This is a genomic window from Bacillus salipaludis, assembly GCF_004358205.1.
Window position 1 is genome coordinate 1 of record NZ_SMYO01000028.1, and the last position, 26,216, is coordinate 26,216.

Genomic DNA, 26,216 nt, shown 5'->3' on the forward strand with positions numbered 1-26,216 from the left:
CTCCTATTGATTCGCTCGACTTGCATGTATTAGGCACGCCGCCAGCGTTCGTCCTGAGCCAGGATCAAACTCTCCAAGAAAGTTGATATAGCTCATTTGTTACGTTGGCTCATGTTCTCTATATAATAGAAGAAACATGATTATTATTGTTTGTTGACGTTTTTGTTTGTTTAGTTTTCAAAGAACATTTTTTAAAGCAGAGTATTAATATATCATCTCATCTTCAACACGTCAATTATTTTTCTAAAATAATTTTTCGTTTGAATCAGCGACGTTTTCTATCGTAACAGAATTACTTATCAATATCAACTCTTTTTTTCGGAGTGAATTGCTTTTCTGTTCATCGCACTTATTTGTTCGGCGACAAGAAGTAATATTACTAGATTGATATACACAAGTCAACCACTTTTTAAAAAAACTTGAGATTTAGTCTCAAATAATTTTTCTCCAAAAGACCAAATACAATAACAAATTAAAATCACGGATGAAAATTACAAATATTGGTGATTAATAAAATAATAAATCTTTATCTCATGAAGGGGCAACAGAACATGAACCAAATCCCTCCCTTTCGAAGACAAAGGGCGTATCTTTCCCAATTTACAACAAGTCAACTTCATTTAAAAAACCCTTGGGTTGTTGCCTTTTTTTCCTTTTCCTATCCTGGATTCGGACACCTTATGCAGCACCGGTATATAGTGGGGTTTATTTTGATTCTATGGGAAACCTTTATTAACGGGATGGCAAAGGTAAACCTAGGAATTCTCTATTCCTTATTAGGTAACTTTGACAGAGCCAAAGAAGTTCTAGATGAAAGGTGGTTAATTCTCTATATAGCCATTTATATGTTCAGCATCTGGGACGGATATCGGACCACCATTGACTTAAACAAACAATATGTACTGGCAGACCGTGAGGATGCCCCCATGTTGAATATTAAAATGGGCTCTTGGGATATGAACTACCTGGATAAACGGAAGCCTTGGCTAGCATTAGTCTGGTCAGCCTTGTTCCCTGGTCTCGGTCATCTTTATCTACATAATGTAGTTTCAGGATTCTTTATTTTTATTTATACCGTCGGGATTTGTTATTACGGCCATATTCTTTATGCGATCCACTTATCAATGCTAGGTGATTTTACACAGGCTAAAGAGACGATCAATATGCAATGGGCACTTTATTTTCCATCCATCTACTTTTTCATCATTTACGATGCCTATGTTTCTGCAGTTGAGAACAATAAACTGTTCGAAAAAGAAATGGCCGCATATTTACGAAAAAACTATCAAAAGATTCATTTTAAAACTCCCCTATAAAGGATTGTGAATACCATGTTAGTAATTGCTACCTACGAAAATTCAATATTTATTGAATTAGCGATTACAGAACTTAAACAAAACGGCCTATCGCATGAAAAGATCTTTGCTGCTCCACTTGATAAGAGAGCCGGAAAAAGACAACTGTTTGATACCATCCATAGAGCGGATGGATTGAGTCTATTTGACGGTGCAGCAATCCTCGGGACCTGTTTCATGCTACTAGGGTCTATCTATGGATTTATTTTAAAATGGGGCCCGATTATTTGGGGAATTATCGGAGCAATCTTTGGTCTCTTGTTAGGATTTCTACTGAAACTATTGATTGTAAAAAAAGGGAAAGGAGGGTCAAAAAACATTAGTTCCGAAATTGTCTTGATGATTCGCTGTGAAGAAGATCAATGGAAAACCGTCGAAAAAATTTTATGGGAAAACGGAGCACTTGGTTTAACTAAATTAGATAAGAATTAGACAAATGCCAACAAAGACTCAGCCTCTGTTGGCATTTTGATTTTTGGTTTTTACAGATTGTCATAACGCCTTTCAACCGAGCGGAGGTTAGACCCCAAACTACCACCCACTATACTCCCTCACCAAATCCAGGTTAATCTTCCCTTTTTCCAAGTCTGAAAAGGCTTGGTCGAGTATAGATACGGCTAATTCAATTTCTTGTTTGGTGATGGTGAGTGGCGGGGTGATTTCAATAACATTGCTGTGGATGCCTACATAAAAAACGAGCAGACCGAGCTCATAGCAGCGATAACAAATAGCGGCCGTTTTTTCAGCGGCGGGCTTTTTCGTAACCCTGTCCTCCACCAACTCAACACCAATCGCAAGCCCTTTTCCACGAACATCCCCAATCCACTCATACTTCTCCTGTAGATTCTTTAACAGACCAATAAAATATTCCCCATTCACCCTAGCATTCTCAACTAACTGTTCCTCTTGAATAATCTGCAAATTTTCCAGCGACGCCGCACTACAGACAGGATTCCCGCTCATCGTAAACATATGTACCCCCATGCCTGCATCAAGAATTTCGCGTCTAGCTACAACCGAACTGATCGGCAGTCCGCCGCCAAGCGACTTACCAAGCACAACAGCATCCGGAACCACTCCACTATGGTCAAACGAAAACCATTTACCCGTTCGTCCAAGCCCCACTTTCACCTCATCAAAAATGAGGTGAATACCATAGCGCCTGCAGACCCCTTCAAGCCGAGGCAGGAAATCCTCTGGCGGGACAATCAGCCCGCCATCACTCTGAATTCCCTCAACAATGATTCCAGCCGTATCACCGGGCGGACAAATCGTCTTAAACACTTCCTGCTCTAAATATCCAATACACTGATCTGTTAGACGATCCGTTACCCCAAATGGCGGTCGATACGGATTCGGATAAGGAATTTTCACCACATTGCCACTACCGATAAAACCTGCTTGGGCGGGATGCCCAGAAAGCGAAAGCGATCCCATCGTCTGCCCATGATAAGAACCTATAAAAGAAATCATTCTGGAACGCTTCTTTTCAAGCGGAACCAATTTCGCAATACAATCATTCGCATCAGAGCCAGAATGGCCAAACCAAACCTTTTTTGAAAAATCACCCGGTGTTATCTCGATTAATTTCTGAGCCAAAGAAACCATCGTCGACTCAGGAGCCGAAAGCTGTGAAGTAAACGATAAGGTATCATATTTTTCTTTAATCGCCTCACCCACACGAGGATGTCCATAGCCAATATTCGCAACCGCCCAACCAGCCGCTATATCCAAATATTCCTTTCCAGATTGATCTATCACCCGCGTACCCTTCGCAGCCTTTACCGCAATAGGGTAAAAACGAATTTTTAAACTATCCGCAATCACTTGACCTTCTGCCTCAAGAAACGTGTTTTCCAAACCCTCTCCCCCTTAAAAGAAAATCTGAAATTTTTTCAGCTTATAATTGAGATTTTGCCTTGAAATCCCCAGCTGTTCCGCCGCCTTCGTAATATTTCCTTGCGCATGATTCATCGCTTGCTCAATCATGACACGCTCCAGCCTTTCAATCTGCTCAGGAAGACTTCCTGAAAACGACGATAAGGGTTCATGACTTAAAGTACTCTCTGCCTGCTGAATTTTATTTTTAAAAATAGGCGGCAAATGATTGAAGCCGATGGTCCGCTCATCATAAACAAGGTTAAGGCAGCCCTCAATAACATGCTCTAGCTGTCTGACATTCCCAGGCCATCCGAAATTCATAAAATAATGAAAAACATCCTGGTCCACCCCATCCACCTGTACATCTAATAGATCAGCATGTTTGGTAATAAAGTGATCAATTAATACCCGTAAATCCTCCTTCCGATTGCGCAAAGGCGGAATCACGAGATTCACCACACCAAGCCGATAATACAAATCCTCACGAAGCCGTTGGTTGGCGATTGCTTCTAACGGTTCCTCATTCATCGTAGCAACGATCCTTACATCAATATCAATTACCTTTGTCGAACCAAGGCGCTGCACCTTCCGTTCCTGAATCACCCGCAAAAGCTTCGCCTGCAGATTAATGCTCATCGAATTAATTTCATCGAGCATGAGACTCCCACCCTGCGCTTGTTCAAAAAGTCCCGGACGGTTGACAGCGCCGGTGAAGCTGCCTGCCGTTGTTCCAAACAATAAACTTTCAAGTAAAGACTCCGGAAGTGCTGCACAATTTTGTGCGATAAACGGTTTATCTTTTCTAGGACTCTCATTATGGATACTCTGAGCAAACAGCTCCTTGCCCGTTCCCGTTTCACCCACAATGAGAATATTGGATTTTGACCTTGCCGACCGGCGTGCCTGTTCAACCGATTGAGCCATCTCTCGGCTTGAAAAGATAATGTCCTCAAACTGAAACCGGGTATTATTTTTCTGCGAAGAGAAAGAATTTGACGATTCCAAATCACCTTTGCCCTGTTTTTGCAGCTGTAAGATAGTATCGGAAAGATGTTTTTGTTCCGTGATATCTTTTAATATTTCAATGGCTCCCGAAACATTTTCATTCAGCACCAACGGAACCGTTCTGGCTAATGTGGTAATCGCCTTCCCGTGTGAGGAAAATTTCGTTTCTCTGTGATGAAGCGTCCTTCTCGTTCGCAGCGAGGTTAATAAGGTACTTGTATTTTCATCGACATTCCAAACATCCTGTACCCTTTTATTTCGAACCGCCTCAGGTTCCAATGTATCCATCTCACCTGCTTTAAGGTTATAAAAGAGAAGCCTTCCCTGTTCATCAATGACAGAGATCCCTTCTTCTAACTGATCCAGAATCAAATTAAATAATTGCTTCGTTTTCTTCAATTCCTGAATTTGATGCTGCAGTAACTGAACTTGCGAGATATCCTTCAAAAATAGCAGGTACAACTCGTTATTTTCAAAAAATGAGATATTGGCTACTAATTGTTTGGTCCCCAAAAGAATAGAAACTCCTGTTTTCCCCTTCTTTTGAAGGCATTTTTTAAAATCCTCGGATGGAATCAACTCATATATCGAAGCACCATTAAGCGTAGAAGGACTTTCCGAAAACAAACGCGCCGCCGGACGGTTTAAGGACAAAATCGTCCCTTGTTCATTAAACAGGATGATACTTTCGAACGAATGATTCCAAACATCTAAAAATGATAAACGAAACTGCTCATCCACTTTGATCACCACCCTTTCCGAAAAATTTCTAAGCGAAAAAAATTTGTCACCCTTTAAAATGTAAGCTCTTTCTACCAAAATATTAACATATTAAAAGATATATAAAACAGAAAATTCGGTATAGTATTAAAAATAGAAAAATATTTTTCTGAAAAATATTTTTCTTTCAACATTTTTTTGCGGCTAATAGAATTCAACTTTTCCTACAATAGCCTTGATTTTACCCAATTCTGAATATTCAAAACCGATTGGCATAAAACTTGCTACTATTCTAATGAAACCGTAAAGGAGGAATTAACAAATGATGAAAGTTTCTTTAAAAAATATTCAAGCAATAGACGTTCATGCACACCCCTACACAAAAAACACAGAACCATACACTCCAGAAGAGTTTGTCAGAAAGCTGTCCCTAGCCGTTATTCCAAACCAAATACCTGCCAATTACGAGAGACTACCCAATCAGCCATTCCCTGGAACCAATATGTGGATGCAAATCCTTGTTAAGCGTTTAGCAAAATATTTTTCATGCGAGCCAACCCTTGAAGCGGTAGTCGAGCAGCGCAATGCGAGGGCAGTCGATTTTAAAAAATATACTCACGATCTTTTTTCAGATGCAAGACTGACCGGAGTAGTCGGTGATTTTGGTTACCCGCAACCGCCATTAAGCAAAGCAGAATATGCCGACCTTTGCGGAGCCCGTATCTGGGAAATCCACCGAATCGAACCTGCCATGGTTCAACTCAGTCAAGAATGCGAATCCTTTGCTGACTTCAACGAAAAATATCGTGCAAATCTGACAGAGGCCTTAAATACAAAAGGAATCGTTGGACTAAAGTCGATTATTGCCTACAGAAGCGGATTGGAAATCGCTCCCATGGATGAGCAGGCTGCGGCAGCAGAATACGCGGAATTTAAATTCAATACCCGTGCCGTTGTAAAAAAATTCCGTGACTATTGCCTACATATAGCAATGGAAGAATGTACGAAGACGGACAAAGTCATGCATATTCACACTGGTGTCGGTGACGGAGAAGTCGTCCTTTCGAAAGCAAGTCCCAGCTTCCTCATCGACATGCTCCGCGATCAAAAATATGAAAATACCAAAGTTCATCTCGTTCACGGCGGTTATCCATGGATGGAGGAAGCTGCCTTTATTGTCAGCATCCTGCCGAATGTCTATATGGATATCTCTTTGCAAAATCCTTTCAGCGGCCACGGGGTGAAACGTATTTTATCTCAAGTATTTGAATTTGCGCCATTTGATAAGGTAATGTACGGCTCTGATGCCTTTACCGTGCCGGAAATGAACTGGATGGGCGTCCATCTGTTTAAAGAGTCCTTTGAAGAAGTATTAAATTCCTGGGTTGATTCAGATTACATGGATGTCGAAACCGCACAGACCATTGGAGAAATGGTCCTATACCGAAACTATGAAAATGTTTATCAAAAGTACATGAAGGAGGCTGCTGTATGTCAAACAATAAGCAAATAGTGACAGAGATGATTCCGCAAAAGAAACTTGGGTTTTGGGCGATTTGGGCTCTTGGAGTAGGGTCCGTGATCGGGGACGGAATCTTCCTCCTGATGGGGCAAGGGATTGCCACAGCAGGTCCAAGCTCCATCGTTGCCTATGGAATTGCTGGATTATCACAACTTTTCCTTATGATTGCACTTGGTGAACTAGCGGTAGGAATGCCAAATGCCGGGGCCATGTCCCATTGGGTCGAACGGTTTATGGGAAGTTGGTGGGGATTTTTGTCCGGATTTGCCTTTGCACTTGGCTGGGTCATTTGCGGCGGCAGCGTCGGAATCGCAATCGGCAGAATCACCATGTGGTTTTTCCCGCAGCTAAAAGGGGATCTATGGCCCGCGTTTTTTGCCATCCTGTTCTTGACGATTTTCGCGGCATTAAATATTCTTGGAACCGAAATTGCAGCCAAAACGCAGCTTCTATTAGTCATCATTATGACTGTGGTAATGGCTCTTTTCTCCATCATCGGACTAAAAGATATTAACATCCATAATTTCACGCCATTCATGCCACACGGATCAAAAGGGTTTTGGGCAGCCATTCCATTAGGCACCTATGCCTACTTGGGTGCTGTAACCTTAGCAACCGCTGGCGGCGAGGTGAAAAATCCAAAGGATCTTCCGAAAGCATTGGTATGGTCTAGTATTACCTTCTTAGTTTTGTACACAGCAGCACAGTTTGTCTTACAGGGCATTATCCCGTGGAATAAAGTGACCATTGATGATTCGCCATTTACCATTGCAGCCAATCAAGTATTCGGAATTGCCGGTGCTTATATCATGAATATGACAGCATGGATTGCTGCAGCAACTTGTTTGCTCATGGGTACCTTATATGCCGCTTCCCGGATTTTTTACGCACAGGCAAAAAGCGGATACCTCCCTGCGTTCTTCGGACGTCTTCATCCAAAAACAGGTACTCCAGTCAATGGGATTATCGTTGTCTGGGCGGCATCGGTTGCCTTAATTATCTTAGGGATGATCAATCCGGATTTCCTTTACGTAGAATTATCGAACCAATTGGTATTTGCATGGTTGGTTTCCTGGACATTAGCCTTAATTGCAAGTGTTCTTTATCGAAAAAATGCAAAATCAGAGGTTCTCCAGCTCCCATGGAAACAGCCGCTCTATCCTTTGTTTCCGATTCTAGGTTTTATTGGAATTGCCATTGTCTTTTACGGCAGTTTCATCGGAACTCCAATGACCCTTTTACGCGGCGTCATCTGGATGGGCGTACTCTTTCTTCTGTTTAAAGTTTTCAATAAATCGAGAACCATTTCTACTTCGGATAGAAAAAAAGAATCTATGTAAGTGAGAGGATTTTAGGATGATCATAAAAGAGCAAATTAAAGTAAGCGAAGAGGTCACACAAAAGTTAATTGAGATACGCCGACATCTCCATCAACATCCTGAATTATCCTTTCAGGAATACAATACCTGCGGGTATATTGCTAGAGTATTAGAAGAATGGGGAATCCCTTATAATAGAATTGGAGAAACTGGAATTTTTGTTGATATTATAGGCGGGAACAGACAGGGCCCTCATATCGGCATTCGGGCTGATATCGATGCCCTTCCCATTCAAGAACAAACCGGGCTTCCTTTTTCATCCGCCAACCAAGGAGTCATGCACGCATGCGGACATGATGGTCACACGACCATTCTCCTCGGAACCGTTTACCAGCTTCATAGATTAAGAGACAAAATCTCAGGACGTGTTCGCTGCATTTTTCAACCCGGCGAGGAGGCGGACGGTGCTGCCCAGCAACTCATAGATCTTGGCGTGCTTGAAACTCCTTCCATAGATGGAATGCTGGCCCTGCACTTATGGCCGCACCTGCCACATGGAACGATTGGAATTAAATATGGGGCCATTACAGCCTCGTGTGATGATTTTACGATAGAAATTGAAGGAAAGAGCGGTCATAGTGCGAGACCACATCAAGCGATTGATGCCATTACCATCAGCTCGCAGATTATCCAAGCCCTTCATACACTCGTAACAAAATCTAGTAACCCGGTAGAACCGGTCGTCGTTCATATTGGAAAAATTAACGGTGGGACTGCAAGCAACATCGTCGCCGACAAAGTGGTTTTGGAAGGAACAACCCGTGCCGTAACCTTTGAAACAAGGAAAAAATTAAAATCACAGCTGATTAATTTATGTGAAAGTATCGCTAAAAGCTTTGGCGGAAAAGCCAATGTTCACTATAAAGATGGTCATCCACCAGTCATTAACAGTGAGTGGGTCACGAAAGCAGTTGAGGAGTGTGCAGCTGAACTATTTGGTTCGGAAAAAGTGGTTCAGTTAAAGGAACCATCAATGGGCGCAGATGACTTTGGGACATTTGCCCAAATCGTCCCAAGTACGTATTTCAGACTCGGTACAGCGCTCGAAGGAAAACAGGCATTTGATTTGCATCACCCCCAATTTGAATTTGATGAATCCATCATTCCAATCGGGGTGCAGTTATTTACCTCAACCGTATTAACGAAACTATCAAGAGGGGTTGAAGAAAAATGTTAGTACAAGATAAAGAAATGATGACAAAAGATACCGTATTAAAAATCGTGAAAGAGAAAAACATCGAATTCATCCGTGTTGAGTTTCTCGATTATGCCGGCATCACCCGCGGCCGGACGATTCGTCCGCTTCAACTAAAAGATGCAATGGAAAAGGGAATCAATTTTAGTACGGCGATTATGAGCTTCGATGTGTTTGATGAATATATTCCGAACCCGGCATTTGGGGCAAACGATGGGGACTTCTTTGCCATCCCGGATCCACAAACCTTTGCCATCCTTCCCTATCGAAAAAACACAGCCCGGATGCTTTGTGATTTAGTCGATATCAACGGGGAACCATGGCATGGCTGCCCAAGAAGTGCTTTAAAACGGCTTCTCAATGAGGTCGAAACCCTTCTTGGCGGAAAAATGAATATGGCTTTTGAACAAGAAGCTTATTTATTAAAAGAAGTCGACGGTCAACTCGTACCCGCCGACAATAGCCATTGTTTTTCGATCGAAGGAGCAGATATTCAGGAGGATTTCATTCAAGACTTTGTGTACGCCCTTGACGCAATGGGTGTTGAAACCGAGCAATTATCAAGTGAATATGGCCCCGGCCAGCTTGAAATCAATTTAAAATATACAAATGCCTTAAAAGCCGCTGACGATCAGGTTACGTTCATGCATCTATATAAGCAAATTGCCCGTGACAAAGGATTAATAGGCACCCTAATGCCAAAGCCATTTCAAAACCATGCCGGCAGTGGTCTCCATGTTCATATTAGTTTATTTGATGAAGGTGAGAATCTTTTTGAAGACTCCACGGATCAACGCGGTTTGGATATGTCCGAAAAAGCCTACCACTTTATTGGCGGACTGTTAAAGCATGCCTCTTCGCTTATCGCGATTGGTGCTCCAAGTATTAACTCATACAAGCGGATGCAACCTGGATCCTTTGCGCCTGCACATATTTGTTATGGTTCAGGAAACCGTTCGGTATTAGTGCGGATTCCTGAAAAAAGAAGGACAAGACGCTTCGAATTCAGGGGCGCTGATGGGACTTGTAATCCGTATCTGCTTGCCGCCTGCCTTGTGGCAGCAGGTCTTCGCGGAATTCAGAATCAACTTGACCCAGGTGAGCCAGTTGAGTTTGATGTGAGCACGGTAAGTGAATACCAATTGAAAGAAAGAGGCATCAAATGGGTACCAAGAAGCCTAAATGAAGCCATTAACGCCTTAGCCGAAGATTCAGTCCTAGCACAAACCATCGGCCGCACCATCTGGGAAGAGTTTATCAATATCAAGAGAACCGAATGGGACAAGTATTCAAAATATGTAAGTGATTGGGAAAGGAACCTGTTTGCATCGCGGTTTTAACCAATTGATCGAGGAGCATGATGTTTTCATGCTTCCTTTTTTATTGGAGATTTCCATTCAAATTGTCGATAAAATCGCAATTTGTGTTGATATCCAGCGAAAAAGTGTTGATATAATCCGAATCTATGTCGATATACTCTATAAAAGTGTTGATAAAATCAAAATTTGTGTTGATATCCCCCCAAAATGAGTTGATAAAACGACTCGAATGCACGGGAATAGAAATTTAGATAAACTTATGAAACAATAACTCTATATTTTACGTATAAGTTAATGTCAAAATGATTTTAATGAAAGGAAAAATGGTTTTGAAACTGAAACGATTTGGAAGCTTTATGTTTATACTTTTTCTAGCGATTTTCGTTTATCTATATATTGCGTCTCAAATGCAAACAAAGAAACAACCCGTTTCCCTACCAACTGGGCTCAACCCAATGGTAAAAGCAGCAACCAATCAATTAATCCAGCAAACTGCGAAAAAAGGCATCACGGTTGTGATTACCGATGGCTTCCGCAGCGCAGAAGACCAGGATCAACTTTATAAAAAAGGGCGTACAGCCGGCGGGACCATTGTAACGTATGCCAGGGGCGGAGAGTCTTTTCACAATTATGGACTTGCCGTTGATTTTGCGCTAAAAACTCCATCCGCCAATGTGATTTGGGATCGGAACTATGATGGAAATCAAAATGGCTTGCCGGATTGGGACGAGGTAGTGGCCATCGCAAAAGGTTTAGGATTTCAATGGGGCGGTGATTGGCCCCAATTTAAAGATTATCCCCATTTACAAATGGACTTTGGCTTAACACTTGCCGATTTACAGAACGGCCAGAGACCACCTGGATCATCCTTAACCAGTAAATAAAATAAACGATAAGCAGGAAGTTTTATAATAGGAGGTGCTTTTTTGAAAAAAAGCGTGAAGAAATCCTCTTGGGGCATATTGGGCACATTAGGATTACTATTACTCGGCAAACTAAAATATCTTTTGGTCGCTTTTAAAATTCTTAAACTCCAAACACTGATCAGCATGTTCATAACGCTTGGAACATACGCCTTAATTTTTGGCTGGAAGTTTGCCGCAGCCCTCGTCTACCTGCTGTTTGTTCATGAGATGGGACATTTATATGCGGCCAAAAAGCTAAAACTGTCCGTCAGCCCGGCCGTATTTATTCCCTTTATCGGTGCAGCGATTGGACTAAAGGAAATGCCAAAAAGCGCAAAAGATGAAGGATACTTGGCTTACATGGGACCCCTTTTTGGATTATTATCCTTTTTGCCTGCCATTCCCTTATACTTTCTCACACACGAACCATTTTGGGCGCTTTGCATCATTTTAGGCGGGACCATTAATTTATTTAATTTAATCCCGATCACACCATTAGATGGCGGAAGAATCGCCGCCGGAATCAGCACCAAGCTTTGGGGCTTAGGGATTGTGTTGTTAGTGGCATTTTCGATTAAGTTAGGAAGCTTTATAGGCTTTTTGATTGTCATCTTGGGTTCGATTGAATGGTACAAAACCTATAAAAAACAAAAGAATCTCAATTCCAGCAAAGAAGAAGCCGAAAAACTTGGTCTCCTATTAAACAAATTAAAGCAAACATCGAACCATGTAGGATCCATTCAACCGATTCTGAAAGAAGTAAATTGGAACATGTCTCAACCGGAAGTGAAAAATGCTTTTGATACACTGGTGTCTGAAATTGAAAAAATGAGCAAGAATTTTTACCTTCAGCAATTATCCGGTGTCCCTAATCTAAGCGAAGAAGCGCAAAACGAAAATGAACAAGTGATTCAACAAACGCTAATCCAATTCGAAAAAGTCATAGAAGAGTATAAAAAAGATGTACAAATAACGGAAACCTATTACAAAACAGATAAGAAAACGAAGTGGCAATTATTTTTAATCTATCTTGGTTTAATCGTTGCCCTGTCAATTAGTTATTTTTTTGGAAACGAAATTCTTATGAACCATCCGGAAATACGAAATGCCTTGAACCGTTAAAAAACAGGTCAGCCCCACGGGTGTCTGACCTATTTTTTCAAAATCATTTCGCATAATCCCAAACAATCCTCCATTCACCCTTTTCCTTTAAAACAAATACATTTTGGTGAATATCAAAATTGCCAAATTTCCCTTTGAAGCTTTGGACGACGGGGACCTTATAGACATGCTGGAACGATGGCCCTTTTTGCGACATCTGCCATTTCCCCAATTCCTCCGGGCTGCCGACCTTATACGTGAAAGTATCCACTCCAAAGTCATTCATAAACACATGCGCTCGCGTCTGAATATAATTACTTTTATTGAACTTCTCTTTCATCGATGAATGAAACAACCCCCACGAACCGGCAAAATCGCTATCCTGCTCGTAATGATAAAAATCCTCTACCACCCCTTTTACCTGGCTATCCTCTGAAGAAAAACTCCAGCGAATCACCTGAAAAACAACAAACACACCCACAACCAGCAAAGCTCCAACAACAATCCTTCTAAATTGAGCGGATCTTCTATACATGAAAATCTCCTTTTAAAAAACTAATCAATCTAGAATATGCACCAACCTGTCCTGATAGTATAATTTCCATGGAACGACACCCTTCCCCTTTTTCATGTTTAACCAAACGTTTGATTAGAAACGATACAATACTTGCTAAACAAGACCTTCCATCTTTAAAACAATGGCTGTGTTAAAGGACACTGTTAATTTTTAAACAGCGTTGATTGGAGCGGAAGGCACGAAGACTCCTGTGGGAGTACGGGACAGGGGAGACCCCGCAGGAGAGAAGCGACGAGGAGGCTCCCCGAACCGCCCACGAACCGCTTGTGCCTGGAGCGGAAATCAACAACCAGGTTTAACAGAGCCAAAACCCTAAAAAAATTGTCGAGAACTGGAACAAATAAAAAAGGAGAAGTGCCTCAAACACCTCTCCAAAACAAGATTATTGTTTCGTTGTATCCAGCCCCCGAAGCAGCGGATTATGGAGTTTCAACTGATCAGAAGTCAATTGAATCTTCTCCACTTCTTTTACCGTGTTCACATAATCTCCACCCTCGACAACAGGCAAAGTCCCTCCATCCGCTCCCTTGCCTGCAAGAGAAAAATCATAATAGGTCAATTTCTTTTGTGAGTCTTCCAAAGACTTTATTTTTTTTCGTAAAGAATTTAAATCCTCTTCTTGAATCTCCTTCTTATGGTAAACTTCCTCCAGCTCATTTTTTAACTCCTTTAACTCATTACTGAGATCATGAATAATCCCTTCCTGTTTCCTTCTCTCCTCCAAAAGATCATGCAAATTCGTTTTCGTTTCCCGAATCGAATTAACCATTTCATCAGCATTACCCGCCAACCGGTTTAATACCATCAATTGCTTCGTCAATAACTCATTCTCCAAATCATACGGATAGCGGAGCTGATGGTCAACTTCACTCCAGCCCTCTTCAAAAATCGTCCGTACTTGAATCTCGGCAATCGTCATTTCCTTCGTAATTTGGCTCTCAATCAAATAATGCCACGAACGGTATCCGGCCGGATGTTCTTCAAAGTCAAAATGCTCGCTGTACTTTCGAATCTCGGCATCATTATAATCCCCTTTACGAAAATAAATCTTCGCCCGCTCATGGAGATTCCATGTATCTCTTATTTTTTCATCGATATGAATCGCTTGATCCTTATATAAATGGAGAACGCGAATTCCTAGTAAATCCGTTACCTCTGTTCTGTAATTCCCCACGGTAATTTTATAATCCCGATTTAACTTCTTTTTGCTAATCGTCTTCCGTATGATTTTTTCCACTAAATGCTCTGGGTCCTTCACCCGTGTCCGAACTGAATGAACATCCGGATGACTTTGAAGAATGGATAGCAAGGGAGAAGTGGCTGCCTTTAAGGTAGGGATAAACTCCAGAAAATCTTGGTAGATCTGAATAACCTCCGACCAAACAAGGCCAGCCTCATTGAATTCTCCTTCATCAATATTATAAGATTTGAAAAACGGTTGCTGCTGGTTTTCTAAAGACATATGCATTTCCCCTTTTAACGCCAATTTTCCCACCAACAAACTCTATAATGCTCTATTCTTCCTGTTGTTCTAAGGAAATATTAGCCAAATCAAAATAGATTCAAAATATTTTTGATTAAAATTTCGCCTTCTAATTCATACTAAAACAGATAAAAAATGGGATTTCAACTGATTGAATCCGATAACTGGAGAAATGGACTATGTTTTTTGGAAAAAAACGATTACAAAAGAACATGGAACAAAACAACCACCAGGGCATAGACACAAAAATCCATCACCAAAGGTCCTTATCCATTTGTTTAACCGAAAACATCGAACGCCTGCAATCCATCTACACGGATTGCTCCGATATCATTTTTCGTCCTTTTTTGATTGGTAACAAAACGAATGCCGCTCTAATTTATGTGGACGGGATGGCAAATACCGAAGAAATTGATCAGCATGTCCTTCACCCCTTAATGGGACAGGAAACGGATCCAGATGTACAATCTATTCTTAAAAAAAAGCTAACGATTTCAGGTGTAAATGAGGTTAGAACCTTCAATGATGTCGTAAAAGAGGTCTCATCAGGAAACCCGGTTGTTTTAATCGATCAGCAAACAGCGGGATTCTCTACCGGACTATCCAAATGGGAGCAACGTTCGATTCAGGAACCAACTGCTGAAACCGTCGTTCGCGGTCCAAGAGATGGCTTTATCGAAACAATCAGTACCAATATTGTGCTGATCCGCAGAAAAATCAAGAGCCCAAACCTTAAAACGAAAACCATTCAAGTAGGAAGATATAGCCAAACAAAAGTCGTCATCCTGTATATGGAAGGGCTTGCGGATCAAAAAATCATTGAAGAGGTCCAAAAACGTTTAACCCGGATCGATATTGATGGGATTTTAGAAAGTGGATACCTTGAGGAATTTATAAAGGATTATCCTTATTCCCCTTTCCCACAAGTATTAAATACCGAACGGCCCGATGTTACGGCAGCAGGTCTGCTGGAAGGAAATGTGGTTATTTTAACAGATGGCACACCTTTCGCCCTGATTGCCCCCACTACCTTCTATTCCTTGCTGCAATCGGCAGAGGATTATTATGAAGGATTTATCAGCGGCACATTGATTCGCTGGCTTCGTTATATCTTTTTATTAATTGCTTTGCTGCTTCCTTCTGTCTATGTGGCCATTCTTACGTACCATCAAGAAATGATTCCTACCTCACTTTTGATCAGTGTTGCCAAGTCTCGGGAGCAAATTCCATTTCCAGCCCTTATCGAAGCACTCCTGATGGAAATTACCTTTGAAGCCTTAAGAGAAGCAGGAATTCGTCTACCTAAGAATATTGGTTCGGCGATCAGCATTGTCGGAGCGTTGGTCATCGGTCAAGCAGCGGTTTCCGCGGGTCTCGTATCTGCACCAATGGTCATCGTAGTGGCGATTACAGGGATTTCATCCTTTTTAATCCCACGTTACAGTGCCTCGATCGCCCTAAGAATTCTTCGTTTCCCGATTATGTTTCTAGCCGGGACACTCGGACTCGTAGGAATTATGCTTGCGCTTCTTACCATTATTGTTCATATGTGTACCATCCGTTCCTTTGGCATTCCCTATCTTCAGCCAATGGCACCGATGAAAAAATCCGATATGAAGGATATTTTAATCAGAGCTCCATGGTGGTCGCTAAAAAAACGCCCAAACTGGAGCAGTGAATATAATCAATTTCGACAGTCAAGCAACCAAAAACCTTCTCCTAACAATGAAAACGAATAAGAGTGGATGAGACATGATCGAACGCGGAAAAATTTCACCAACCCAAATGGCTCTCATGATGAACCCGGCTATTTCAGCGACGGTTCTCCTTCTCGTACCCGCTATCACGGCAAAAATAGCGCATCAAGACTTATGGCTGTCACCCATTTGGGCCTCCGTTATTGGTTTTTTAGTCCTTTTTGTCGCCCATCAATTGAACAAGCTTTATCCAACAGATACCATCATTGAATATAGTGAACAGATCCTCGGGAAATTTTTCGGAAAAGTAGTCGGAGCCATTTTCCTTCTTTTTTATATGCACATAACCGGCATCATCGTTCGGGAATATGGGGAATTTGTCTCCGGGACCTTCCTGCATCAAACGCCCATGGTCATTATCATTGGAACAATGGTCCTAGTTTGTTCCTTTGCGGTTATGGGGGGAATCGAAGTCATTGGAAGGGCAGCCGAAATGATTGTCCCGTTTGTGACTCTTTTGTATCTATTAATTTTCGTCATGCTGATTAAGGATTTAGAAATAAAAAATATGTTTCCCATTATGGAAAAAGGAATCAAACCTTCTTTAATGGGCTCCATCGTCCCACAAAGCTGGTTTAGCGAATTCATCCTTGTCTCGTTTTTCTTACCATATTTGTCAGAAAGGTCTAAAGGAATGAAGTGGGGAATGATTTCAGTCGGCAGCGTTTTATTTTTAATGGTACTAACGAATATCATGAATCTAATGCTGTTTGGAAATTTGACCTCTCACTTAACCTATCCGGTCATGGTGGCCGCCCGCTATATTAGCATTTCCGACTTTCTGGAGCATTTAGAGTCGATTGTCATGGCAATTTGGATTGCAGGAACCTTTATTAAAATTACCGTTTTCTACTATATCCTTACACTTGGCACAGCTCAATGGCTTAAGCTTTCTGATTTTCGTCCCATCGTTTTACCCATTGGCTTCTTGGTCATCCTTTGTGGGATATGGTCGGCCAGTGATTTACAGGAACTGTCCCACTTTCTTGCAACCTCAGGGGCGTTTTATATTCTATCGATTCAAGTGGTGATTCCACTTCTATTATGGCTCATTGCCATTATTCGAATGAAAGCTCAACAACGGAAAGGATCTTAACAGAATGATTCCCCAGCAAATCATTAAAAAAAGTGCATTGGCCATTCTCTTTATTTTTACCGTTCTGTTTTTATCAGCCTGTTGGGATCGAGAGGAAGTAAATGATTTAGCTTTAGTAACGGCTACGGGAATTGATAAAAAAGCGAATAATAAAATTGAACTAAGCGTCCTCGTCTTTATCCCAAAAGGCGGCGGGAGCCAGCAGTCAATGGATATCAACAGCAGTGGTAATAGCTCCAACGTTTTGGTCCGGTCGGCGGAAGGAACCACCATTGCCGATGCGATGTCAAAACTGCAGGAAAAACTGCCGCGGACGATTTTCTGGGGGGATAGTGAAGTGTTTATTTTTAATGAAGCGCTGGCAAAAGACGGGATTCGTGACCATATTGATTTTATTATGCGGCATCCGCAGCTTCGAGAACGCGGTGAAATCTTTGTCAGTAAACAAAAAGCTAAAGATATTTTGGAGCTAATGCCACCGCTTGAACGAGACTTGTCTGAGGTGTTGAATGAATTAGTTCAACATAAAGTCGGAATGGATGTAACCACAAAAAAATTAGCGCAAATGTTGATTAGCGATTCGGGAGATTGTGCCCTGCCCTGGATTAAAATCCTGCCCCCGGAGAAAGGGAAAAAGCAAGAACAAACAATCGCCTATATCACGGGTACTGCGATTTTCAAGAAGGATAAAATGGTTGGCGTGATTGACTCTTCTGTCACAAGGGGCGTGCTGTGGCTGAGAGATGAAATTCGCTTAGCCATTGTTACGATTAATCCGCCTCATACGGAAGGATATATTTCGGTGAACTTAACGCAGGCCAGTTCAAAGCTAATGCCTAAAATTAAGAACGGTAAATGGAAGATCACGCTCCAAGCCGAATCAAATAGTGATATTGTCCAAAATACAACAAAATTGGATGTATCCAATCCTGAAGTAGGGAAAATGATTGAAAAGCAAGTAAATAAAGCCATTGAAAACAGAATGAGGCTCGCCTTGAAACATGTTCAAAAGGACATGAAAGCAGATGTGTTTGGCTTTGCGGAAGCCTTCCACCGTAAATATCCCGACAGATGGAACAAGGAAAAAAATCATTGGGATAAAATTTTTCCGAATGTAGAGGTGTCGTTCCAAATAAAAAGTAAAATCCGTAGACAGGGCATGAGTTCTTAAACGAAAGGTGGGGCTACAAATGAAATGGGGAGTTTTGTTAGGAAGTCTACTGATCATTTTAACCATGATTCTCTACCAATGGCCAAAACTACACCAGCATCAAAAAAGGGATAAGTTTGCTTTTCTGTCCCTGTCTATTCTTGGATGGATTTTGGCGATTTTGCTAATCTTTTTCCCCGATCTTCCAGGCCCCACGCAGTTTGTGAGCTGGATGTATGAACCGCTGGGGAAGTGGTTGGCAAAATAGTACTGTTTTTTCGAGGAAGTAAGCAAAGCATTCAGGTGGAGACCAGAATGCTTTTTTCAGTAAGGTCATCTAAAAAAAGAATTTCCTGCTATCACACTACCTCCCCATCGATTCCCACCTGAAATGCTATTGTAATATATCTAAATTTTCATTATAATATTATTAATTGAATAGTTTTATAGAATGAACTTACGATAATAATCGCCTTCTAACTGCAAGGGTAACCCAAGGTCAAAGGAAAGAACGGCTCTGAATTATTGCATTTCATCTTACACTAGCGGAGGTCGAATCGATGAAAAATCTACTGAAAAAGTGGAATCAATTAAGTCTAGTAAAACAAATTATTATCGGATTAATTATTGGGATAATCCTAGCGGTAGCGATTCCTGATACAGCAAAACCAGTTGCAATCTTTGGTTCCTTATTTGTCGGTGCCTTAAAAGCCGTTGCACCTGTACTCGTACTCTTCTTAGTTATGTCTGCTATTGCACAACACAAAAGCGGTCACAAAACCAACATGAAATCCATTATCGTACTTTACCTGTTAGGAACCTTTTTAGCAGGACTGATTGCTGTTATTGTTAGCTTCATCTTCCCGGTTGGTCTAAAACTCGGAACCGGCGCCCAGGACCTTACACCTCCAGGCGGAGTATCAGAAGTCCTTAAAACCTTACTGATGAACGTGGTCGATAACCCGGTTAAAGCCATTTTCAATGCCAACTATATCGGTATTTTAGCTTGGGCAGTCGTTCTAGGCTTTGCGTTAAAAAATGCTTCCGATTCAACCAAAACCGTGATTGCCAATTTTTCCGACGCAATTTCGAAAGTGGTTACATGGGTCATCAAATTTGCCCCACTTGGCATCATGGGACTTGTATTTGATTCGATTACCGCAAACGGACTTGGCTCTTTATTAAGCTATGGAAAATTACTAGTCGTGTTAATCGGCTGCATGTTCTTTGTCGCTCTTGTCGTGAATCCACTGATCGTTTACGTGGGAATCCGCCAAAACCCGTATCCACTTGTATTAAAGTGCTTAAAGGAAAGCGGCATTACAGCATTCTTCACACGCAGCTCAGCAGCAAACATCCCGGTTAATATGAAATTATGCGAAAATCTAGGTTTGGATAAGGATACGTATTCTGTATCAATCCCATTAGGCGCTACCGTCAACATGGCAGGTGCCGCCGTAACGATTTCTGTTTTAACGCTTGCAGCGGTTCATACACTCGGTATTCATGTGGATATTCCAACAGCAATCATCCTTAGCGTTTTATCAGCTGTGTGTGCTTGCGGTGCTTCAGGAGTTGCCGGCGGTTCCCTATTATTGATCCCGCTAGCGTGTAGCTTATTTGGAATTTCAAATGATGTTGCGATGCAGGTAGTTGGGGTAGGTTTCATCGTTGGGGTTTTACAAGATTCTTGTGAAACAGCACTCAACTCTTCCACAGACGTTCTATTTACAGCAACAGCAGAATTTAACAAGTGGCGTAAAGAAGGCAAAAAGATTGATATTAATAAAGCAGCGTAAAATGGAACAAACCACACTGAAAATTTCAGTGTGGTTTTTGTATTTGTGGATAAGTTCCTAATTTATGTAGATGTGCTCCCCAATTGTTGATCTATCCCCAAAATTTGTTGATATCCGGAGAAAATATGTTGATATCATCGGAATCTGTGTCGATATCCGGCCAAAGTGTGTTGATATAATCAAGATTTATGTTGATATCTTCTTTTAATCCAAAAGGGACTATAGAGAATGTAAAAACTCAGAATCATCACCAGCTCCAATGAAAGAAGATACCACGGCCATGGACCCAGGTAATCTAAAAGAGAAGCAGATTCAGGTTTTTTCATGATATACAGGTAGTTCGCGCCAAGTAACTTATTAAGAAAAAAAACACATAGTGCATATAGATTCACGATCAAAATGGTTATCCACATGGAAGAAATGGTAGGCCGATAATGGAAGACCGCAACCATAAACAAACAAGTCAAAACCACCCCTCCATGGGAAACAAAAAACTCAAAATAGCGGAAATGAGGAAACGAAAATCTATCAAGGCTAGGCGTCAAGATGGCCTGAATGGAACTGCCAAGCGCCGCAAAATACATGAATTGAAAAAGTTTATCGCTTCTCAAAAGCAACATGACAACGGCAAGGATGACAACAAGATCACTAAGATGCAGCGGCAAATCTCTCCTGATTGACCATGCATGCTCTTTGATCAACCAAAGATGATACGAAACTTCAGAAACTACTATGAGAGCGGCGAGAGAAAAACGCACAATCCCTTGTTTCCAATTTTCCTTTAGCTCCTTCCGCATTACAAACAGAAGAATACAGAGTACAATAATAATCCCGATCGTTACAAGGTGTTGTACGGAAAAAAGGCGAAATGGATCAAGTTTTGAAGGAAATTGAAAGTATTTTTGCATCTTAAGATCCTCATTAATTAAATTTCATCCTTTTAGTTTGTGCTTTAAATGATGTGTCATACAAGGTAAAGGCCAACACACTACCTGTAATGGAACATTATTTGAAATTCCAAGTAAGCTTAAATAAGAGAGACTAGAACTTGCGGCCAATCAATACGACCAGTAATTTTCCGAATTTATTTGGAACGTTTATTGTGGATAAGTTAATAATTTATGTGAATTTTCAGCCGAATTGTTGATATATCCCCAAAATTTGTTGATATCCTACGGGAATTTGTTGATAAAGTCGGAATTTGTGTTGATATCCGGCCAAAATTTGTTGATATAATCAAATTGGTGTTGATATCCGGTTGAAAAATGTTGATATCTACAAAACAGGCCGCAAATACATTAAAAAAACCGGGAAACCATATATCGGCTTCCCGGTCGGACATGACTTATTGCACTTTATTCACAAAATCATTCGTATAAGTTTGGCTGAGGTCGACATTTTGTACCGGTTTAAAGGAAGAAAGAATTTTTTTAACATTTTCCGGTACCCCGCTCGGCATTTTTCCGTCCGTTGTAAACATTGGAAGCTGGCCTTTTAATGCTTGGATATACAGGGCTTTATCCCCGGCATAATACTCTTCAGGCAATTTGTCGGCTATTTCCTCTGGTGTATGAGTACTCATCCATTTCAATGTTCGGACATAGGCATTGGCTAGTTTTTGAACAACATCCGGATGCGCCTTCACATAATCGTTCGTCATATATAAACTGGTTGCAGCATATCTTCCCCCCAATGCTTTTTCTGTGCCCTCTTTTGAGTTCATGTCTACAAAGGTGTAGGCCAAATGTTTATTTTTTAGAAGGGAAGCAGTTGGTTCACTTGTAACAGCAGCATCAATTCGTTTATTTTGCATCGCTGCGATTAACGTTTGACCGGCTCCTACAGGCAGCGGCTTATAATCGCTCTCTTTATTGCCGCCTTTGACGACATTATAGCTTGCAAGCATGTTGGTTGATGACCCAAGCCCCGTGACACCAATGGTAAGTCCTTTCAAATCCGCTAATGTTTTCACCTTATCCTTTAAGCGATTGGCGACCATCAGCTGTTCACCTGGAACGTCGGCCATCGTGACAACGGCTTCCACCTTTTTCCCTTTTGTCTGTAAATCGAGAGTATGATCATAAAAACCGCCTGCACCATCCACCTGACCTGCTAGTAGGGCTAATTCCGCATCCTGACCAGCACTTTCCTCGACAAGTGTAACTGTCACTCCTGCGTCCTTGTAATACCCCAGTTTTTCAGCAAGCATATATGGCAGGTAAATAATTTTCTCTAAGCCGCCCACCATGATCGAGACTTTTGGTGTACCCTTTGTACTGCTGGTGTTTTTAGGTGTGGTTGATGCGGCGGTTGAAGAATTGGAAGAACAGCCAGTGAGAAGCATGGCTGCAACGGCCATACCTGAAACTCCGATACTTAATTTTTTCATCGTCTTACCCATACGTAATTCCCCCTTATTTTTTAAAAATAAAACTCCCTACATGTTTAGCTGCGATTTATTGCCGGATATGCCGCCATGCGATAAACCGTTTTTCCAGTTTTGACACTCCCCAATCCGCAATCAAGGCGGTGATGGATAGAATGACCATTCCAGCAAATACCCCAGTGGTATCAAATGCCCCCTGTGCTTGGGCAATTAAGTATCCTAGACCCTCCGTAGCGCCAATGAACTCCCCTACTACAGCCCCAATTAAGGCAAAACCAAAGCTTGAGTGTAAACTTGAAAGAATCCATGTTAGTGCAGACGGTATAATGACGTGTCTAGCTAATTGACGTTTGCTAGCACCTAATAATCGAGCATTGTTGACTAAATTACGATCAACTTCTCTAACCCCTTGAAAAGCATTAAAGAAAACGATGAAGAACGTAAGCACTAATCCCGAAGCAACTTTTGACGACATACCAAGACCAAACCATAAGATAAAGATCGGGACAAGGACCACCCGTGGAATCGCATTGATCATTTTAATATAAGGTCCTAAAATCACGGATAGCAGTTCGTTCATTCCCAGTGCATAGCCAAAAATAATTCCGGCAATCCCCCCCAATATAAAAGAAAGAATCGTTTCTTCGAAGGTAATGATGAATTGCTTATAAAGCGGACCCGCCGTTGTTCCATTCACCGCCCATCCCCAGATATGCTTTGCAATATCAAACGGACTCGAGAAAAAGAATGGGTCAATGATGTTCCGACTGGATAGATATTGCCAAGCACCCATAAGAAGGATAAACAGCGCAAGTTGCAGGCATAGATTTCTCGCCCGAAGTTTTAATGCCTTTCTCCGCATTTCCGCTTTTCGAGAAACCACTTCCTCATTAACTGGATTTGGAATGGAGTTTGTTTGCGTTCTCATAACTGATCATCACCTCGTCCTTCAAATCTTCCCAAATCTGCTTATGGATTCTCATAAAAGCTGGATCAAAACTGATTTCAGCTACATTACGCGGTCTCGGCAAATCAATCCGATAATCACCTTTAATCGTTGCCCCAGGTCCTGCTGTCAGAACAATCACTCGATCACTTAAGGCAATCGCTTCCTCTAAATCATGCGTGATAAAAAAGACGGAAGCAGAGGTTTCTTCCCAAATCCTTAGCAACTCATCTTCCATTAAATGTCTTGTATGGACATCAAGAGCCGAAAAGGATTCGTCCATTAGAAGAATCTCGGGTTGAACAATGAGGCATTGTGCTAAAGCAACCCGCTTACGCATCCCCCCGGAAAGCTGGGAAGGATAATGGCCCTCAAAGCCTTTAAGTCCGACACGGGCAATCCATTTCCTTGCCTCCTCATAGGCATCCGCTTTGGATCTGCCCCGCATTCGCAGTCCGAGCGAAACATTGTCAATGACCGTTTTCCACGGAAAGGCATTTTCTGTTTGAAAAACACAGGCGGCCCTTGGGTTAATTCCCTCTAATTTTTCACCAGAAATCAGAACCTCTCCGGCAGATGGCGGTTCGAACCCGGCGATCAAGCTTAAGGTGGTCGATTTCCCACAACCCGTTGGTCCCACAATGGAAACAAACTCCCCTTTTGGTATTTTCAAATCAATATTGCGCAATACGGTATGGACTTCTCCAGTTGGCTTAACAAACTCCTTTGTCACGCCGTTTAACTCCATCATGGTTGGAGTTGAATCGGTCATAGCCCGATACACCTTTTTCTCCAATGCACCCACTTGATTCCCCCATTTCTTGATTTCTTGGTAACGTTTACAAAAATGATTATAGAAAATTCGTAACATTACGAAAACATTTACACAATATCCTGAATAAACACAATAAAAACAATTTAAATGATTTTAACAACGCGAAAAAATACTAGTTTGATATAGACTGGCATTCCGTTTTTACTTTAAAATAAATATAGTTTTATTTTTCTGAAAATTATCTTCATTGAAGCTAACTAGGATGTGTATGAGCTTGATGGGTAAAAAAAGACAAGTGAAGTTACGAACGAAAATGAATCTTCTCATCTTATTAAATCTTCTTTTTGTCCTTGTTCTTTTTATCGTGACTCTATCCTTGATTATGGTTCACCGGGAGTATGGTGAGATAGGGAGTAATGCTTTGTCTGAAGCCAAAACAGTAGCGGGCCTGCCGGAAGTGGTTCAAGCCTTTAAAAATCCGAATCCCGCTTCCACCATCCAGCCCATCGCGGAAGAAATCCGAAAAGAATCGGGGGCACAATTTATTGTAGTTTCCAATATGAATTTAATTCGCTACAGCCATCCCGACACATCCCAAATTGGCAAGCATATGGTGGGCGATGATGACAAACAGGTTCTCTCGGGTCATGGGAGTATTACGATGGCAAAGGGGACTCTCGGACTTTCCATCCGCGGGAAATACCCTATTTTTAATGAAAAGCATCAACAAATTGGCGTAGTTTCTGTAGGTTTTTTAATGCAGAATATCTGGAAAAAACTGACCTCTCTCATTCTCGAAATAATTGGAATCGGTTTCATCGCATTGGTTGTTGGTTTAATAGGGGCTTGGCTCCTCTCAGGCCATATTAAAAAAGAAATTCTCAATTTAGAGCCTTACGAAATTGCGTTTCTCACCCAACAGCAAGCGGCGATTCTCGAATCGATTCGGGAAGGAATAGTCGCCATTGACACGAACGGTAAAATCATGACCTTCAATCAGGAAGCGAAAAGCATGCTAGAGAAAAATACAGGTGATTTCATTGGGAAATCGATAAAATCCATCCTACCTAACTCTAGGCTGCATGAAATCATAGAGGAAGGAACTTCCCACTATGACCAGCCAATGATTATGGGGAATTCATTAGTGGTGGTTAACAGAATTCCTGTGAAACTGAATGGGGAAGTAATCGGGGCTGTCGCTAGCTTTCGTGATAAACTGCAGCTCGATCAGTTGGATCAGCGCTTGGCCGATATCGGACAATATGTCGATACCCTAAGAAGTCAGCGCCATGAATTTATGAACAAGCTCCACCTGATTTCAGGGCTGATTCATATGAAGGAATTTGATTTGGTAAAGGACCTTATTGAGGATGTTCATCATGAACAGCAAAGTGTCCTTAACTTTTTTCTAGCGAGGGTGCGTGACCCCGCAATTGTCGGTGTTCTAATTGGAAAAATGCACCGGGCAAAAGAATTAGGAATCGGGCTTACGATCAGTGAATATTCCGAGGTATCGGAGATTTGTCCTCATCGGGAAACGGTCTTAACTATTTTGGGAAATGCGATTGAAAATGCAGTGGAAGCTATAGCCACGAAGGCAACAGAAAAAGACGCAGCGGTGATATCGGTCTACATCAAAGAAGAACGAGACCAGCTGATTTTACAAGTAAGCGACAATGGGCCAGGGATTGACCCGGAACTCGGCGATCAAATTTTTGCTGATGGCGGTACAACAAAAGGAGAAGGCCGTGGATTTGGCTTAGCATTAGTTTCCCGCTTGGTTTCACGATTAAATGGAAGTGTCGTGATGAATTCTTCATCAGAAGGAGCAGTATTACAAGTTAGCTTACCTAAGGAGGGATAAG

22 protein-coding genes and 1 rRNA gene are annotated in these 26,216 nt (G+C 41.6%); 14 read left to right on the forward strand and 9 right to left on the reverse strand.

Annotated elements, in window-relative coordinates; all coding sequences use genetic code 11:
* A 16S ribosomal RNA gene (locus tag E2K98_RS27700) occupies positions 1-80 on the reverse strand; the annotation flags it as partial.
* A gap of 471 nt (positions 81-551) precedes the next feature.
* Here E2K98_RS27700 and E2K98_RS27705 point away from each other — a divergent pair.
* Together E2K98_RS27705 and E2K98_RS27710 are read left to right on the forward strand one after the other, a co-directional pair.
* Complete coding sequence (locus E2K98_RS27705; RefSeq protein WP_133339904.1) at positions 552-1,316, forward strand: hypothetical protein; 765 nt, start codon at positions 552-554, stop codon at positions 1,314-1,316.
* A 15-nt stretch (positions 1,317-1,331) separates the two neighbouring features.
* Positions 1,332-1,787, forward strand: coding sequence for a hypothetical protein (locus E2K98_RS27710; RefSeq protein ID WP_133339906.1), 456 nt, complete (start codon positions 1,332-1,334; stop codon positions 1,785-1,787).
* A gap of 99 nt (positions 1,788-1,886) precedes the next feature.
* Here E2K98_RS27710 and E2K98_RS27715 read toward each other — a convergent pair whose 3' ends face one another.
* Together E2K98_RS27715 and E2K98_RS27720 are read right to left on the reverse strand one after the other, a co-directional pair.
* The gene (locus E2K98_RS27715) at positions 1,887-3,215 is read right to left on the reverse strand and encodes an aspartate aminotransferase family protein (protein ID WP_133339908.1); all 1,329 of its coding nucleotides are present in this window, start codon (positions 3,213-3,215) and stop codon (positions 1,887-1,889) included.
* Between the two features lie 12 nt (positions 3,216-3,227).
* Complete coding sequence (locus E2K98_RS27720; protein ID WP_133339910.1) at positions 3,228-4,982, reverse strand: sigma 54-interacting transcriptional regulator; 1,755 nt, start codon at positions 4,980-4,982, stop codon at positions 3,228-3,230.
* Between the two features lie 301 nt (positions 4,983-5,283).
* On the opposite strand from E2K98_RS27720, the gene E2K98_RS27725 reads away from it, so the two are divergent.
* The 6 genes from E2K98_RS27725 to E2K98_RS27750 all read left to right on the forward strand — a co-directional run bounded on the left by E2K98_RS27725 (position 5,284) and on the right by E2K98_RS27750 (position 12,403).
* Positions 5,284-6,474, forward strand: coding sequence for an amidohydrolase family protein (locus E2K98_RS27725; RefSeq protein WP_133339912.1), 1,191 nt, complete (start codon positions 5,284-5,286; stop codon positions 6,472-6,474).
* Positions 6,453-7,823, forward strand: coding sequence for an APC family permease (locus tag E2K98_RS27730; protein WP_165976408.1), 1,371 nt, complete (start codon positions 6,453-6,455; stop codon positions 7,821-7,823). The genes E2K98_RS27725 and E2K98_RS27730 overlap by 22 nt, the downstream gene beginning before the upstream one ends.
* A gap of 16 nt (positions 7,824-7,839) precedes the next feature.
* Positions 7,840-9,039, forward strand: a complete 1,200-nt coding sequence (locus E2K98_RS27735; protein ID WP_133339914.1) for a M20 metallopeptidase family protein — start codon at positions 7,840-7,842, stop codon at positions 9,037-9,039.
* A complete protein-coding gene (locus tag E2K98_RS27740; RefSeq protein WP_235824952.1) occupies positions 9,033-10,397 on the forward strand; it encodes a glutamine synthetase family protein in 1,365 nt (454 codons plus the stop codon). Before E2K98_RS27735 ends, E2K98_RS27740 begins: the two co-directional genes overlap by 7 nt.
* Positions 10,398-10,699: 302 nt before the next feature.
* On the forward strand, positions 10,700-11,260 hold the full coding sequence (locus E2K98_RS27745; RefSeq protein ID WP_133339916.1) for a M15 family metallopeptidase: 561 nt from the start codon (positions 10,700-10,702) through the stop codon (positions 11,258-11,260).
* A 42-nt stretch (positions 11,261-11,302) separates the two neighbouring features.
* On the forward strand, positions 11,303-12,403 hold the full coding sequence (locus E2K98_RS27750) for a site-2 protease family protein (RefSeq protein WP_133339918.1): 1,101 nt from the start codon (positions 11,303-11,305) through the stop codon (positions 12,401-12,403).
* A 43-nt stretch (positions 12,404-12,446) separates the two neighbouring features.
* On the opposite strand, the gene E2K98_RS27755 is transcribed toward E2K98_RS27750, so the two are convergent.
* Together E2K98_RS27755 and E2K98_RS27760 are read right to left on the reverse strand one after the other, a co-directional pair.
* The gene (locus E2K98_RS27755; RefSeq protein ID WP_133339920.1) at positions 12,447-12,917 is read right to left on the reverse strand and encodes a hypothetical protein; all 471 of its coding nucleotides are present in this window, start codon (positions 12,915-12,917) and stop codon (positions 12,447-12,449) included.
* 424 nt (positions 12,918-13,341) lie between these two features.
* Positions 13,342-14,421: a hypothetical protein gene (locus tag E2K98_RS27760; RefSeq protein WP_165976409.1), complete on the reverse strand. Its 1,080-nt coding sequence runs from the start codon at positions 14,419-14,421 to the stop codon at positions 13,342-13,344.
* Positions 14,422-14,621: 200 nt separating this feature from the next.
* Between E2K98_RS27760 and E2K98_RS27765 the strand changes: the two genes are divergently transcribed.
* The 5 genes from E2K98_RS27765 to sstT all read left to right on the forward strand — a co-directional run bounded on the left by E2K98_RS27765 (position 14,622) and on the right by sstT (position 20,244).
* Positions 14,622-16,181 carry a spore germination protein gene (locus tag E2K98_RS27765; RefSeq protein ID WP_133339924.1) on the forward strand — a complete coding sequence of 520 codons (1,560 nt, stop codon included), beginning with the start codon at positions 14,622-14,624 and terminating at the stop codon, positions 16,179-16,181.
* 13 nt (positions 16,182-16,194) lie between these two features.
* The gene (locus E2K98_RS27770) at positions 16,195-17,295 is read left to right on the forward strand and encodes a GerAB/ArcD/ProY family transporter (protein ID WP_208025438.1); all 1,101 of its coding nucleotides are present in this window, start codon (positions 16,195-16,197) and stop codon (positions 17,293-17,295) included.
* A gap of 4 nt (positions 17,296-17,299) precedes the next feature.
* Complete coding sequence (locus E2K98_RS27775; RefSeq protein WP_133339926.1) at positions 17,300-18,466, forward strand: Ger(x)C family spore germination protein; 1,167 nt, start codon at positions 17,300-17,302, stop codon at positions 18,464-18,466.
* Positions 18,467-18,485: 19 nt separating this feature from the next.
* Positions 18,486-18,713 (forward strand): hypothetical protein, encoded by a 228-nt coding sequence (locus tag E2K98_RS27780; protein WP_133339928.1) that lies wholly within the window; start codon positions 18,486-18,488, stop codon positions 18,711-18,713.
* A gap of 292 nt (positions 18,714-19,005) precedes the next feature.
* A complete protein-coding gene (sstT, locus tag E2K98_RS27785; protein WP_133339930.1) occupies positions 19,006-20,244 on the forward strand; it encodes a serine/threonine transporter SstT in 1,239 nt (412 codons plus the stop codon).
* A 179-nt stretch (positions 20,245-20,423) separates the two neighbouring features.
* On the opposite strand, the gene E2K98_RS27790 is transcribed toward sstT, so the two are convergent.
* The 4 genes from E2K98_RS27790 to E2K98_RS27805 all read right to left on the reverse strand — a co-directional run bounded on the left by E2K98_RS27790 (position 20,424) and on the right by E2K98_RS27805 (position 24,381).
* Positions 20,424-21,152: a YwaF family protein gene (locus tag E2K98_RS27790; RefSeq protein WP_133339932.1), complete on the reverse strand. Its 729-nt coding sequence runs from the start codon at positions 21,150-21,152 to the stop codon at positions 20,424-20,426.
* Positions 21,153-21,589: 437 nt separating this feature from the next.
* Complete coding sequence (locus tag E2K98_RS27795; protein WP_133339934.1) at positions 21,590-22,645, reverse strand: ABC transporter substrate-binding protein; 1,056 nt, start codon at positions 22,643-22,645, stop codon at positions 21,590-21,592.
* Positions 22,646-22,700: 55 nt separating this feature from the next.
* Positions 22,701-23,558, reverse strand: a complete 858-nt coding sequence (locus E2K98_RS27800) for an ABC transporter permease (RefSeq protein WP_133339935.1) — start codon at positions 23,556-23,558, stop codon at positions 22,701-22,703.
* Positions 23,521-24,381 carry an ABC transporter ATP-binding protein gene (locus E2K98_RS27805; RefSeq protein ID WP_208025439.1) on the reverse strand — a complete coding sequence of 287 codons (861 nt, stop codon included), beginning with the start codon at positions 24,379-24,381 and terminating at the stop codon, positions 23,521-23,523. The genes E2K98_RS27800 and E2K98_RS27805 overlap by 38 nt, the downstream gene beginning before the upstream one ends.
* 247 nt (positions 24,382-24,628) lie before the next feature.
* On the opposite strand from E2K98_RS27805, the gene E2K98_RS27810 reads away from it, so the two are divergent.
* On the forward strand, positions 24,629-26,215 hold the full coding sequence (locus E2K98_RS27810) for an ATP-binding protein (protein ID WP_235824954.1): 1,587 nt from the start codon (positions 24,629-24,631) through the stop codon (positions 26,213-26,215).
* Position 26,216: the final 1 nt, after the last annotated feature.